Genomic DNA, 14,115 nt, shown 5'->3' with positions numbered 1-14,115 from the left:
GTACCTGAGTCCTTGAAAAGTGCCAAAATCGGGGGGCGACGCATCAGTCCATGGCGCTACGTCGGCACAAAGGCAAGCGAGCTTGAGGGCGAACACATGTATCCGAAAAAGTTTCACAAAATGTGGATTTAGTTAGGAAATTTTTGCCCACCAACGGCGGGCTCTGGGAGCAATCGCAAAAAAACTTTTAATCCCCTGAATCGGCAGGCGGATTCGTTCGCGGGGCATCTTGAGCCGATGCCTTTTCTGGCGGCGGAGTCATGGCAAAAAAGCTAATCTTTATTTCTAGGCAATTGATTCCCTGGGAAGTATTTGCCGCACCAAAAAATATTGTTCAAACTTGCAGCTCAACCAGTCGAAACAGTGCTGTCAAAAAAGTAGACAAGGATTTGGAGACAGTGATCTGATCAAAATCTAGACCAACTTAGTACATCGCGCGTTGTCTTGAAACTTGAAGTGACAAAAAAAATAAGTTTTGCTTTGATGAGGCGAGAATATGCACCAATACCCCCAGGGATGGTATGCCGTAGCGGAGTCACGCGAAGTAGGACGAACAGGGCCCGTTGGTATGCGTCGCTTCGGTGTAGATTTGGTTTTTTGGCGAGAAAATGCCGGTAATCTCGTCGTTCAGAGAGATCTTTGTCCTCATCGTTCGGTTAAGTTGAGTCTTGGATCAATCACTAAATCTGGAACCATTGCGTGTCCCTTTCACGGCATGCAATTTGATGCAGGGGGTGCCTGCCGTCATGTCCCAGAGACGGGCAAGCCTGCCTCAGCGCTTTGTTTACAGACGTTTTGGACTGTTGAGCGATACGGTTTTGTGTGGCTATGGATCGGAGATGAGGCCCCGCAGGTAGATCAAGTGCCGTGGTTCGATGAGCTCGACGATAGCTTCGACTACGCAACCATCGTTGAACATGTGGACTGCCACATCACTAGAGCGATCGAAAACCAACTCGACTTCGTCCATTTGGCCTTTGTACACCGGACAACCATCGGTCGCGGCTTTGATCCAACGCGCAAGGCCACCGTCGAGTCCGATGATAGTAGCGTCAAATTTTCGGTGCAGCAGAACGAAAAGTTTGCCGACAGTTCCATTTGTTTCAAAATGCCCAATATTTGGATGAATACGATTACCAAACGATTTCGTATCATGTTGGCTTTTTGTCCCATTGATGAGAATCGCACGCGGATTTACCTTCGTACCTATCAAGCTTTAGTTACATGGCCCCTTCTAGGGTCGGCGCTGACGCGTTTGATGAACCAATCGAATCGCATCGTGTTTAAGCAGGACTCGCGGATAGTGAACAGTCATCCGGCGGGTGCTAGCACTGATACCGGTGCTGGTGAACTCTTATTTGCCGGTGATGGACCCATCCGTCATCTGCGCCGTCTGTGGGAAAAGGCGCAGAAGCATAGGGTGGCATCAGGATTGCATGGGTAAAGACGTCAGGCTCCCTAGACTAAAGGAGCCTGACACTAGACTTGTGAGGTATGCCATGGACGACCGCAGCTACACACTGACACAAGATATCCAACGCACTGGGTATGACCGCGAGGCTGAGTACTTTTACCAACTCAATCGCGAGTTGATTGAGCAGAATAGGCGCGAGCTTGACCGTCTGCGTCAGGAGCGGGCGGATACTCAGCTTATGCAGGACCATTGGATGAAGTGCCCGAAATGCGGCCATGACTTGCGAGAGGAAGAGCTTTTCGGTCTCAAAGGTGATCTTTGCTCTTCGTGTGGCGGGGTCTACTTCGACCGTGATGAGATCTTGCAGCTAGCGACCACACATGAACCCCATGTATTCAAGGAGGCGATACGCCACCTATTTGATCGCGCTTTCAGGGTTGTGCCAGGTGGCATTGGTCAGTTTCCGGTCTGAGGTACCAGTCCTTATTGGATTGACTTTAATTGACTGGAGGGCCGACTATCTCATGTAGGACGATCATCCCATGAGGTAGTAAAGATGTTGCGTGCATTGAGTGCCGGCGTGGTGCTGCTCGTGTTAGTGCTGATAGTAATGCTTGTGCGTCTCAGCGCGGCAGACAACAGTGTTGCGGTATCGCCAGCCACCGCCGCCACCATCGCTTCCTCGGAGCAGGCGTTTGATCCTGATCCTGCGGTCCTTGCAAACATGGCCACACGCTTGGCCAGAGGGATCAGAGTAGCCACCATTTCTCACCGTCCGGCCGCGCCAGCGGACGAAGCCGCCATAGCGCAGTTACATGAAGTGCTGCGCAGCTCCTTTCCCGCAGTGTTCGCGTCGCTCAAGGTCGAGAGTTTTCCTGGGGGGAGCCTCCTCCTGACTTGGGCTAGCTCTGACCCTAGCCTGAGTCCGATCATGCTCACGGCCCATCAAGATGTGGTGCCCGTGTCTCCTGGTACAGAGGATGCGTGGTCTTATCCTCCATTCAGCGGTGCTATCGAACAGGGCTTTGTCTGGGGGCGTGGCGCCATCGACGATAAGGCCTCGATGTTCGGCATTTTAGAAGCTGTGGATCACCTACTCAGTAAGGGTTTTAAGCCCAGACGTGGCGTTATCCTTGCATTTGGTCATGACGAGGAGGTTGGGGGATCTGGTGCTGCTGCGATGGGCCGTGCGCTTCAGGCTAAAGGCGTGAAGCTTGATTATCTCTTGGATGAGGGGGGGATGGTCACCGAGCAGATTGTTGGCGGAGTCAAACCGCCAGCAGCCATGGTTGGTGTCACGGAAAAGGGCTATGTCAGCGTCGAGCTGAGTGCTGAAGGCGCAGGTGGTCACAGTTCCATGCCAGGCGTAACAACCAACATCGGGCGGTTGGCGCGCGCTATACATCGGATTGAGGAGCACCCAGAGCCCTATCAAATCACCCGTACGCTCGAGGCCTCGCTCAAGGCACTAGCGCCAGGTATGAGCTTTGGTAGTCAGTTGGCAATCGCTAACTTATGGGCGTTTAGTCCGCTTGTGTCGAGGACCATGGCCAGCACAAATTCGGGGCGTGCTTCGCTGCATACGACGCGGGCTGCAACCATGTTTCATGCAGGCATCAAAGATAACGTACTACCAGGGCGGGCCACGGCCACGGTCAATCTACGGCTTATCGCAGGTGACAGTGTGGCTCGTGCTGTTGATCGTCTGGTCGCGGTCATTGATGATCCCGCCGTCAAAGTCACGCCAAACTTAGAGGTGACCAGGGAGCCCGCACCGGAGTCGGATCCGGAGGCGCCGAGCTTCAAACGCCTGGCAGATAGCATACGCATGGTATTTCCCGATGCACTGGTAGCTCCTTATGCAACTGTGGGAGCGACCGATTCCGTGGCCTACAAGCACTTGACCGACAACGTATACCGCTTCTTGCCGATTCGCTGGCGCCCGGAGGATCAGGGGCGCTTTCATGGCACGAATGAGCGTATTGCGGTCACGGCTTATGGCGAAGCGGTACGCTTCTATATCCAGCTGATTAAGAGCACATCGATGTAAAGGGATGCTAAGAGAGAGTGGTAGCGGCACCCGGGGTCGAACCGGGACGTCCTTGCGGACACTGGATTTTGAGTCCAGCACGTCTGCCAATTCCGCCATGCCGCCAGAATTGCGAGCCCATTGTATAGCAAAGCTATCGAGGTCTTTGAAGCACGAAGTTGCAGTTGGCCATTAATTTTATTTGTCGGGTAAATTCAGCGAATTGCGCTGGTTGACGGCGCGCTAATTTAAGCGCGAGCCTTGGAGTTGAAGGAAATGCCGTCGTCCCTTATCCTAAAATAGTAAGCCTTAGGTCGTCCTGACCACGCCTTATCAGATCCCATTCATAAAATGCCGGTGGAGTCCTTAGTGAACCCGATGTTTCAGCATGAAACTTGGCTGAAGACTTTAATTCCTGTCTTTCAAGCTGCGCGCCGCTACCACAATCATGAGGTTAAGGGGCTCGAGCATGTGCCTGAAGGCACAGGAGCCACGCTGGTCTTCAATCATAGTCTAGCCACCTATGACATCAGCTTAATGCTTGCCGCCCTTTACATGGAGCGCGGTGTGGCGGCGCGGACGATTTTGGATCGGCTATTTTTCAAGGTGCCACTGCTCGGCAACTTCATGGAAAATTACCTCGGTGCCATCCAGGGGCGACGCGATATTGCCGAGCAGCTACTCAAGCAAAAGGAAATCGTTGCCGTGGCTCCCGGTGGCATGTTTGAGGCTCTCAGGCCTTCGACGCAGCGTTACCAGATTAAGTGGGAGCACCGCCTCGGCTTCGTCCATGTGGCGATGAAGACTAAGACGCCGGTCATACTAGCCGCGTGCCCCAAAGCGGATGAGCTATATGACGTACTGCCACTAAACATAACGTCATTTTTTTACGAAAAATACAAGCTCCCCGTGTTTCTTGCCGCTGGGCGCGGACTATCCCCGATTCCTAAGCCGGTTCAGCTGACCCATTACCTGAGCGAGCCAATGATGCCGCCCAAGTGGACACGTAACGAAGCTGAACGTGACCGCCGGGCCCGTGTGTTTCACGGTCAGTTGGTCGATAAGATGAACGAACTCATGTGCTCTGGGATCAGGGATCCGCGCCGGTCGGGCAAGGACTACAGCCGCCGCCGCGGCATGCCGGGATAACCGCCTGAATTAAATGAATATTTTATCAAGTCGCGATGCCGTATTGGCGCCACGATCCGGTCGTCTCCTACGGAGGGAAGGTCGTAAGTTGCCGAGATGTAATTTTTTTGTATGCATCAGCGGCCTTTTGCGGTATTCATTATCTAACATCTAAACATTGCTAAATTGAATACTAGCGGGCGGGACGGCAGCGGTTACCCCGGGGGGACACCCCCGGGGCCTTTCGAGCGGCTGGACGGGGGCTGCGGCGTGCCTTGCTCCTTGGGTCTCCTTGGGTCAGGCCAGAGACGGGAGCTGCCAATCGATTGGAGTTTTGCCGCAGATAATTAAATATTCGTTTATCTGCGAAAATGGTTTGCTGCCCAAAAAGCCGCGGTGAGCCGCCAGTGGTGACGGATGCACGCTACTGATGACCAGGTGCCGCCTGCGATCGATGTACTGGCCCTTTTTCTGGGCATAGGCTCCCCAGAGGACGAATACGAGATTGGTGGCACCCTCGTTTAAAATAGAAATAATACGGTCTGTAAATCGCTCCCACCCACGTCCAGCATGGGATCCCGCCAGACCCTGCTCCACCGTTAAGACGCAGTTTAGAAGCAAAACTCCCTGTTTTGCCCACGACTCGAGTGATCCATGGAGCGGCGCAGGAGGAGCAATGCCGAGGTCAGCTTTCAGCTCCTTGAAGATATTGACGAGTGATGGCGGGGGCGGAACGCCCGGTCTCACCGAAAAACATAGACCGTGTGCCTGGCCCGGACCGTGATAGGGGTCTTGGCCGAGGATGACCACTTTGACCTCGGGCAGCGGTGTCAGGTTGAGAGCTTGGAAGTATTCCCGCCCAGCGGGAAAGATCACCTTACCGTTGCTGTATTCTTGCTCAAGAAAGCTACGCAGCTCACGCATGTAGGGAGCTGTGAACTCGTCGCCGAGGACGTTCTTCCAGGTGGGATCAAGTTGCACTGGTCTGGGCTCGTTGGTTGTCAATGTCGCAACTCCATGACAGTAGGGTGGTCCAAGGGCGACCAAAAGAAAGCACAAACCGCGTGTTATGGCCCCTAGCCATTCAACCGCGGTCGTTGTCATGTGTAGAGATATAACGCGGGCCTAGGCTTTTGCCAACGAAGCTAAGTTGTGCGCAGCGAATTCCCAGTTCACCTTAGACCAGAACTCCTCGACAAACTTGGCCCGGTCGTTGCGGTAGTCGATGTAGTAGGCGTGTTCCCAAACATCTAGAGTGAGTATCGGTGTCAGACCTTGCCGCAGGGGATTGTCCGCATTCGGGAGGCCGAGGACCTGCAGCTTCTTGTCTTTGCCCGCAGCCAGCCATGCCCAACCCGAGCCGAATAGATTGACGGCAGTTTCGCCAAAGAGTTTTTTGAACTGGTCGATCCCACCAAAATCGCGGTCGATAGCATCACCAATAGGGCCTTTAGGGCTACCACCACCGTCTGGTGAAATACAGCTCCAAAAGAAGGTGTGGTTCCACGCTTGGGCAGCGTTGTTATAAATCGGCCCCTGAGCTTTAGTGATGAGGTCTTCCAGGCTCATTTTGGCCTCTGGTTTGCCAGCGACCAGACCGTTTAACTTCTTAAAGTAACCAGCATGATGTTTATTGTAGTGAAAGCTCATCTGCTCCTCCTTGAGGAAGGGAGCTAGGGCAGCCAGGCTGTAGGGTAGCGGTGGCTGAACGAAAACATCGGCCACCGGCGCTGGGGTCGTTGCAGGCGCCGCCGGCGCTGCTGGTGTTGGGGCGGGCTTGGTGGCGCCGTCCTTAGTACCGGCAGCTGCCGCTTTGGTGGTCAAATTGAGTGTCGCTAGGGCCGCACCAGCCGCCAGCGATGTTGTCAAAAAATCCCGTCTTTGCATGGCGATCACTCCTATCATCGAGCCAGCAGATGAATCACGACAGCAGCTCCTCCCTTCATGGTAAAGCTTAGTGGGCGAAACTCAAACAAAAACGCGGCTTCCAAGGGGGGCCGCGTTGGCTTGGGATCGTTATTTCCGCTGCCTTATTACTTCTCCGGTGCTCCTGCATTGACCCAGGACTCAAAGGCAGCGATATCGGCAGCGGACGCTCTTTGACCGATCGGCATCCGGCCGCTCTTCATACTGGCCAGACTTGCCGCTGCGCTTGCCTTGGCTTGCGCAAAGGTCTCAAGCTTGGGACGGCTTCCGCCATGGCAATTGGTGCAGTAGGCGTTCAGGTATCCGGCGATCTTATTATCGTAAGTCACAGCGAGCTGCGTTGGGGGTTGCGGTGTCGGCGTTGGTTTTGGTGCCGGTGTACCAGGAGCAGGTGTCGGTCCTGGTTTCGGAGTTGTCTGTGTAGGTTTTGGCGTCCCACCATTGGGGGTGCCATCGGCACTGCACCCGGTCGTTCCGGAACCAGTGCCCGGTGTTGAAGGAGCTGCTGCGGCGGGTTTTGCCGTCTCTGGAGCGCCAGCGTCTACCCAGGCCTTAAACTTAGCCTTTTCATCGGCGGTCAATTTTTTGGGGCCGGTGGGCATACTCTCGTCAAGAATCGTCTTGAGCGACAGGTCTCGCGTCGTCACGGTGGATGCCGCTGCGTAGCTGCTCAAGTCTGGCGGGGTGCCCTGGGCGCGGTGGCAGAAGACGCAGTGCTTATCGAGGATGGGTTTAATGGTATCAGCGTAGCCACCTACTGTCGCATCGGCTAAGTTCAGTGTGTCTGCTGCCGTCAGTTTTGTTGTGGGCTTGCAGTTGCCGCCACTCGTGAGGCCGCTGCCGTTCTTCACTCGGGAGGCGACAGCAGGCTGCGGGGTCACCGGAGTGCCGCAGGCCGCAAGAAGCACCGAAAGCCCCGTCACACCGGCCAACGTGGCAAGACTTTTTGTAAGACTGAGCTTCATAACCCTCCCCAACCCTGCGACGGAAATCGTTAACTCTCTCGTGAACTCAGTATCTGGTTTCGGAACCTGCTGAACGAAACTTTAGAGATAACTAAATAATTATTATTAAATTAGCTATATCGATAAGTTATAAAGAAATTTTGCTACGAAATTTTGCCCTCAAATAATCTTCGCGGTAGGAGTAATCAGTTGAATCGCAGGTTGTGCGCCCGTGGCCTTACCCACTGCCTCGACTATACCTGCTTCCAAACTACCAACGAGGCCCGCGGCTCCCACGCCGAGCTGCTTGGCCGTAGCGCTCGTGAAGACAGGGGACTCCTTAGGACCTTCGGCATAGACGGACTTGGCATTGTCCCCGATGAGTAAAGTTTGCGGTGGCACGGCGGCGAAAGGGCTGCTGCTACCAGAGCCCTTGATAATGATGGTGAGCGTCGAGACATGTTGGTTGTCATCAACCCAGTTCTGGCTACGGTTGCTACACGTGCTCAGGTGGACGATGGCGTCTCGCTTGGCGGCAAAAGCGGCTTGTGCAATGTAGTAGGTTCCGGCAAGTGCCTGCGCCGTCTCCGACAACATGTTGCCGGTGTCTCCATCTGGCTGCCTGAGGATGTCCGCCTCATGGTGATCGTGGGAGAGCAGGCCCACGCTACCGAGGTTGGCCATACCGGCTTCAAACAATTCCGCAAAGACTCTCATCCCCGCAAATCCCTCAAGATTTCTGGTGCCGAAATTGCCGAAAGTCATGTCTGCCATGGCTCCGTATTGCTGGATCGCTTGCAGTTTTTGTTTGAGAGCTGCGTGGGCATCCAGCATCTGCGTGCGTATCTGCTTGACCGCGGCCGAACCTGTAAGGTCATCAAATAGTGTAACTTTGTTATCGACTTTGTCGCGCGGCATGTAGCCACCAGGTGAATCGATAGCACTGATAAACTGCTTCACTTTTTTCCCAGGAACCTGCACGGCCCCGGTCCCGTCGAAAGCACTGGTGCCGAAGATCACCGAGCCAACTGGGCTGTAGTTGGCGAAGGCCTGCTGCACCAGATATTCCAGGTTGCCGTATCCCGGCGTTAGTGCGTTGCCATGAACTTTTTGGCTACCGGGCATGCCCACACCGGCGATGATGGACATATTAGTGATCTTGGACGCGTCGAGCGCAGGTGAATCAGCCGCGCTTCCGCCTAGTGGTACTCGTGTGCCGTTCGGGCCGTCGACTTTTCCAGTGGTCAAAATATCGTAAGCCCATTTATTGAGGAGGTTCAGTGAACCCGGCGCTTTCATGGCTAAGGTCTGGGCAATGTTGTCAGGGTTAGTTTTTGCGTTGAGGCTACCAGTGCCAAACATGTTGTACTGCGGACCATAATCGAGCAGATTGAGTTCATGGCGAATATCGTGCGACATGCGGTAGAACACATGGAATACGGCGGGTTTTTGCTGAGCACCGGCTGCCATCGCCCGACTCAGTGACAGTAGCGAGGGACCGCCACGCAGGGCATCATTGATCACGTCGATTGCGTGTAGGGGGCTAGCACCGGTCCGGAGCATCGCATCTTGTACAAAGGACGCAACGTGATTGACGCCCTTATGTTTTAAAAAGCTGTAGGCACCGTATCCTAGTCCTCCGAGGAGGGCGCTGCGCAAGAACCCGCGTCTCTCCATAATGAGGAGTTCTTGGTGTGTTTTCTGATCATTAGCCGCTAGTTGCTTTCTAGACTTGCTCATGAATCTGCCCTCTCTAAATTTTGGGATAAGGTCGCTCGTTGCGACAAAACCTCTATACGGGCAGGACATGATTTCGTATCGGCGCGACCAATAGTAAACTTTAGCTAGTTGATAATTTTTACAACAACTATCCGTGCTATTTATGTTTTTGACTAATGCTTTTTTCTCTTTAGCGGCACTAGTGCGGCAGGTCCGGAGCAAAAATGGGGCCGAGTTTATCAAGTTCAATGCCGGCGCGCCCGCGGAATCCAGCGATATGATATCCGGACGGGGCAATGAATTCGATGGTATGAGGCGTGGGGATACCGCCGCTCAGCGTTTGCCCGTGGGAGGTCTCTAGGCGCAGGTGGTGAATGGAAATGGTCTTGCCGTGTTTGCCGACACCAACTAACACGCGCCGTATATATTCCCCTGGCTCTAGGGCCATTGTTTGATCCGACCCGCCTTGCCCCCCACGGTGAAGCAAAAGACCATCGTGATATTGAACGCTCATCCCGTCTATTCTCAGACCTGATCGCAGCGTCACTTGTTTGATGCGCGCATCTATTGGCAGTTGCTCGGCGTCATCAAAGTAGTGGCCTCCGGTGCCCCCTACTTCCGTACTAAAATCATAAAGGCGTGTGGGAGACGGAGCCTGCTCACTCATCTGTGGGCCAGTGGTTGCGGTGTTCACTGATCCGGTAATGCGTTGGGCCCCACTTGCTACAAACATGCTGTGACCGAGGCGGCATTCGGTGCTGAGCTCTTCGTGGGGGACGTACCAAAATTCAAGGGTGGCGCCGCTATCTCTCAGATCGACAATACCAAATCCGTGGGAGCGACTTTCAAAATATTTGATATGGGGGTTGAAAAGACGGGTCGCCGCCTCAAAGCCCATGGCAGCTACATTCTCGAATGCACCTTTAACTTGCTCATCCAAATTGCCGCGCGTCACGCTGGTTGGGAGAAATTCTACAGCCACAGGTTCACCGTCAATGGCCAGATCAGCGGCAATGGATAAGTGAAGATCGCCCGTAACGACGAGCGTATTTTGGATCCCTGAGTCTTTAAGATGCTGCAGAACGCGGGCCCGGTCAGCTTCGTAGCCGTCCCAGTTAATCGGACAGAGCACTTTCGTGGCGATCTTCCATGGTGCCATCAAAACTTGATTGCCGATGATGCGCCACGTGGCTTTTGACTCTGATAATTTATTAGTGAGCCAATCAAACTGATTGTCACCAAGCAGCGAAATTTGCCCGGTAGCTGCACTCATCCTGCCTCGTCCAATGTGCCGCGTATCCAGCATCACTAAATCAGCTAAATCGCCAAATTTTAGACTGCGGTATATGAGGTTGGGATCCTGCGGATCAGGAGATCGGATCGGCGTCCATTCGTGAAAGGCTCGAATATTGTCAGCACGCGATGCGTTATTCTCAATGTCATGATTATCCCAAACAATCACCCAGGGATGCTGCTGATGAGCCCCCTGGAGGAAAGGATCGCTACGAAAATATCGATATCTCTGCCGCACGGCCTCGAGACTATCGGGGTTCACCGCATTGAGCGGATCTTGCGGCATATTGCGTAGCTCATCAGGATCCGGCACATTGTAGGTATAGTCACCGAGGTGAATGACGGCATCGATATCATTTCTACCGGCGATGACATTGTAGGCGTTGAAATAACCAGACCAAATACTCGAGCAACTCACGACGGCTAAACGCACCTGATCGGTGACCAGCGGAGCTGTTCTCGTTCGACCTACCATGGACCATGTGCCGTTAGCTTTAAATCGGTAGAAATAAGTGGTCCCAGGTCGTGGTAAGGCAGCATCGACCTTAACCGTGTAATCACGGTCGGCTGACGTTTCCGTGAGTCCCGACGCTACAATTTGGCTGAACCCTAGGTCGTGTGACACTTGCCACTCAACGGAAACCTGGGCGGCTTTAATTCCAGAGATCCGAGTCCATATAATCACGCTCTGTGGCAGGGGATCCCCGGATGCCACGCCATGGGCAAAAGTCGTCGCTAGTCTCTCGGCATAGTCGCGGACTTCGAAGTTAGTCTCTGTTCTAAAAGTCCTCGATGCTACTGCGGCGCGTCCTTTACTGCCAACGGCGAACATGCCACCGAGTTTACCGCTGTGCTTAAAAAAATGTCGCCGCGTGCGAACCATAGTGAGACAATCCTGGTAGTCGTTGAAGTTTAGGGAGTCGCAATGCGCCTACCATTTGTCGCATGACCAGTAAGTCCAGGCACATAGGCGTTGTAACGGGTTACTACGGGCTTGTCAGCGCCGAGGTTAGCAGGTGTGAAAACGCCGTTAGCAGCTGCATCCGTCATCGGAAAGAGCGTTATGAGACGACGGCCCTCGACCGCCGTGTCGGCTATGGAGTAAACAAGAATATGCGTCAGCGCAGTGGCTGTACTTGGGACTTGTGGTAGCTTCACTAAGTCAGTGTAGAGCTTAATTGTTCGTGTCCTGAGACCTGCCTTCTGATCTTCTGGTATTGTAACGGTTTCCGTTAAGCGTCGAATCACGAGTTTTGACGTATCTAATGCAACAATCTCTGGTGCCGCACTCGTCAACGTACCGGTCAATTTGTGTAAGCGCTTAGCGTCATCGCGGAAGGCGATTTTCCCAGCTAAAAGTGTCACGTTGGTCAGCAACGTGCCTTGCGGCGGTACTGGCGCAATCGGCCCTCGATTCCAGCCAAAACCTTGATCGATAGTGGGCAAAGTCCAGCGCTCACGCTTGTAGCCATAGGGAGTCACCAAGTTACTTAGTAGGTACCCGTAGGTATGAGCTAGACCTGCATGCACATGGCGGCCAGCCATCGGCACACCAGCTAGCCGACCCACAGCAGTGAGGACCGAGGCATTGACGATTTCCGCCTTAGCGGCCTCGTCAAAATTGATACTTGTGCCCCAGAATCCGAAGATTTGTGGCGTAGTCGCGTCTTTCTTGGCCATCGCCGCAAGAGCTGGCACTCGTGATACCAGCTCCTGATCTGCGCTAGAGCTAGTCGCGATCGCTGCGAGAATGGCATCAGTCTCGTCTTTCCAAGCGGGTCCTTGACTCAGATCGCCGGCCGGTTCTTGACTGGTCCCTTGAATGTGCGTGCAGCCAAACTTTAGTGACGCGATGAGAAGTACTATGGGGAGGTAGATGCTGTGAGTCTTAAGCATGGGAGTCTATCGATACCTATTGTTTGTTTCGTCGGATAAGCGATTGAGAACGAATGGCAGCCCAAGTTGGTTGGGGGTTGTATAGCTCATATGCCCCAAGGCGCGCAGCAAGAAAACCAATCAGCATCTTAATAAACCAGAATTATTGGTTTTATCGGCGCTGCGGCAGGCGTAGTTCGTCCAGGATCAGTCCTGAATGTGGCGCTCTCGTTTGAAAAAGTACGGATGGTCCCGTTGCGTTCCAGTCGATTTCAATAAGGCCAAAATTCCGATCACCGATCAGTTGACTGATGCGGGCGTTATTCGGAATCGGAATCGGTAAAGAGTGGGTAAGGCCACTCGACATGAATTCATAAACGTGGGATCCACCTTCAAGCTCGATCCGTGAGATGTCTGACTGGTGGCGATCGCCACTGATAACGATAATGGGGCAGCTAAGCGCGTTAAGAGCACCGTAGAGGCGCAGCCTCTCTTCAGTAAAACTCGACCAGCCTTCGATGCCAAACCCAACTGAGTTGGCTGTAAGGCTTATGCTACTGCCCAGTAACAGGAGCTCAAAGTCGCCTGTTTTTAACTCGCTCTCAAGCCATTGCCACTGATCTTGACCGAGAATTTGGGGCGCTGTCCGTGAACGGTCCATATTGAAGCGACAGTCGAGCAGGATCACTTTGGTCCGCTGACCTGGGGTACCAAAGACGTAACTCTGATAGACGCCACTGCGATCAAGAAAATCTGGTGTAGCGAGATCAAAAAAGTCAAGAAACAAGTCTTTGCTTGCAACTTTGTCGATAAACTCACCACCTTGATTATTAGAAGCGTAGTCGTGATCATCCCACGTGCCGATGATGGGTGTAGCTGCGGCAAACGATGCGTAGTTTTCGTTAAGGCGCAGGTTTTCGTACTTGAGGCGCCTCGCCTGAATATTGAGGTCATCGGCATAGATATTATCACCTAGGCTAATCCATAGGTCCGGAGCGGTTTTTGTTATGGTCCGCCAGAATGTCTGATCCTTATGGGTGCGGTTGCAGGATCCGAAGGCGATTCTCTTTAGTGTATTGCTTTGGTTTGGTTTCGCCATGCGCGGCAACCGGAATGCCGTTGCAATCGCTCTACCGGAAAACATGGCAGCTGCAGTCGCGACACTGCTGGTCCGCACGAATTGGCGTCGGTTCATAAAGTTATCTCGCATCCTGTCGTCTGATCTTTGCTGACATGATAACAGAAGATCATTAAATCTGTGCAAAGGATGGGAGAAGATTTTGTGTTAGGATGAATCTCTAATCGTTTAAAAGTGACGCAGCGTGGAGGTCTATAACCTTGCAATCATCGGTTGATAAGTTTTTCAATGGCGCCACCAAATGGCGTGACGAAATGGTGATGCTTCGCGCCGTTGTGCGCTCTGTGAAACTTGATGAGAACATCAAATGGCGTCTGCCTTGCTACAGTCATGAAGGGCACAATGTAGCCATCATCCAGCCGTTCAAGTCCTGTCTCGCACTGATGTTTTTTAAGGGAACTTTGCTTAAAGACGCCAAAAAAGTCTTGGTTGAAAACGGACCTAATTCGCAAGCTTCGCGGCGCCTAGAGTTTCGCGCGGTGGCTGACATAAAAAAGCAGTCAGTCCTGATCAGATCTTATCTTATTAACGCGTTCGAAAGTATGTAGACGTCAAGCAGCGTAGCGAGTTGACTCTTTCGCGAAGAACGAGCGGACTTTCTCCTCATCCTTCTGGATGCGCCGTAGACCTCCGACAACCTTACTCTTCA

At 53.2% G+C, this 14,115-nt stretch carries 11 protein-coding genes, 1 tRNA gene and 1 pseudogene; 5 read left to right on the top strand and 8 right to left on the bottom strand.

Annotation, left to right across the window (positions count from 1 at the left end; translation table 11 throughout):
• Nucleotides 1-496: 496 nt before the first annotated feature.
• From FJ146_10095 to FJ146_10085, 3 genes are all read left to right on the top strand, one after another.
• On the top strand, nt 497-1,444 hold the full coding sequence (locus tag FJ146_10095; GenBank protein ID MBM4252309.1) for an aromatic ring-hydroxylating dioxygenase subunit alpha: 948 nt from the start codon (nt 497-499) through the stop codon (nt 1,442-1,444).
• Nucleotides 1,347-1,886, top strand: coding sequence for a hypothetical protein (locus tag FJ146_10090; protein ID MBM4252308.1), 540 nt, complete (start codon nt 1,347-1,349; stop codon nt 1,884-1,886). Before FJ146_10095 ends, FJ146_10090 begins: the two co-directional genes overlap by 98 nt.
• Before the next feature lie 84 nt (nt 1,887-1,970).
• The gene (locus FJ146_10085; GenBank protein MBM4252307.1) at nt 1,971-3,464 is read left to right on the top strand and encodes a M20/M25/M40 family metallo-hydrolase; all 1,494 of its coding nucleotides are present in this window, start codon (nt 1,971-1,973) and stop codon (nt 3,462-3,464) included.
• An 18-nt stretch (nt 3,465-3,482) separates the two neighbouring features.
• Here the strand turns inward: FJ146_10085 and FJ146_10080 are convergent.
• Nucleotides 3,483-3,569 (bottom strand) — tRNA-Leu (locus FJ146_10080).
• A gap of 225 nt (nt 3,570-3,794) precedes the next feature.
• Between FJ146_10080 and FJ146_10075 the strand changes: the two genes are divergently transcribed.
• On the top strand, nt 3,795-4,592 hold the full coding sequence (locus FJ146_10075) for an acyltransferase family protein (GenBank protein ID MBM4252306.1): 798 nt from the start codon (nt 3,795-3,797) through the stop codon (nt 4,590-4,592).
• Nucleotides 4,593-4,868: 276 nt separating this feature from the next.
• On the opposite strand, the gene FJ146_10070 is transcribed toward FJ146_10075, so the two are convergent.
• The 7 genes and pseudogenes from FJ146_10070 to FJ146_10040 all read right to left on the bottom strand — a co-directional run bounded on the left by FJ146_10070 (nt 4,869) and on the right by FJ146_10040 (nt 13,538).
• On the bottom strand, nt 4,869-5,675 hold the full coding sequence (locus FJ146_10070) for a uracil-DNA glycosylase (GenBank protein MBM4252305.1): 807 nt from the start codon (nt 5,673-5,675) through the stop codon (nt 4,869-4,871).
• A 21-nt stretch (nt 5,676-5,696) separates the two neighbouring features.
• Complete coding sequence (locus tag FJ146_10065) at nt 5,697-6,476, bottom strand: twin-arginine translocation signal domain-containing protein (GenBank protein MBM4252304.1); 780 nt, start codon at nt 6,474-6,476, stop codon at nt 5,697-5,699.
• A 359-nt stretch (nt 6,477-6,835) separates the two neighbouring features.
• A pseudogene (locus tag FJ146_10060) lies at nt 6,836-6,931 on the bottom strand (energy transducer TonB).
• Between the two features lie 690 nt (nt 6,932-7,621).
• Complete coding sequence (locus FJ146_10055) at nt 7,622-9,181, bottom strand: hypothetical protein (protein MBM4252303.1); 1,560 nt, start codon at nt 9,179-9,181, stop codon at nt 7,622-7,624.
• A 178-nt stretch (nt 9,182-9,359) separates the two neighbouring features.
• On the bottom strand, nt 9,360-11,336 hold the full coding sequence (locus tag FJ146_10050) for a hypothetical protein (GenBank protein MBM4252302.1): 1,977 nt from the start codon (nt 11,334-11,336) through the stop codon (nt 9,360-9,362).
• A gap of 29 nt (nt 11,337-11,365) precedes the next feature.
• Nucleotides 11,366-12,349 (bottom strand): hypothetical protein, encoded by a 984-nt coding sequence (locus FJ146_10045; GenBank protein ID MBM4252301.1) that lies wholly within the window; start codon nt 12,347-12,349, stop codon nt 11,366-11,368.
• A gap of 151 nt (nt 12,350-12,500) precedes the next feature.
• On the bottom strand, nt 12,501-13,538 hold the full coding sequence (locus FJ146_10040) for an alkaline phosphatase family protein (GenBank protein ID MBM4252300.1): 1,038 nt from the start codon (nt 13,536-13,538) through the stop codon (nt 12,501-12,503).
• A 128-nt stretch (nt 13,539-13,666) separates the two neighbouring features.
• On the opposite strand from FJ146_10040, the gene FJ146_10035 reads away from it, so the two are divergent.
• Nucleotides 13,667-14,014, top strand: a complete 348-nt coding sequence (locus FJ146_10035) for a hypothetical protein (protein ID MBM4252299.1) — start codon at nt 13,667-13,669, stop codon at nt 14,012-14,014.
• Nucleotides 14,015-14,115 lie beyond the last annotated feature (101 nt).

This window comes from Deltaproteobacteria bacterium (assembly GCA_016874735.1).
Lineage (GTDB): Bacteria > Bdellovibrionota_B > Oligoflexia > Oligoflexales > CAIYRB01 > CAIYRB01.
The sequence above is the reverse complement of the archived record's forward strand: the minus strand, read 5'-3'. Positions and strand labels throughout refer to the sequence as shown.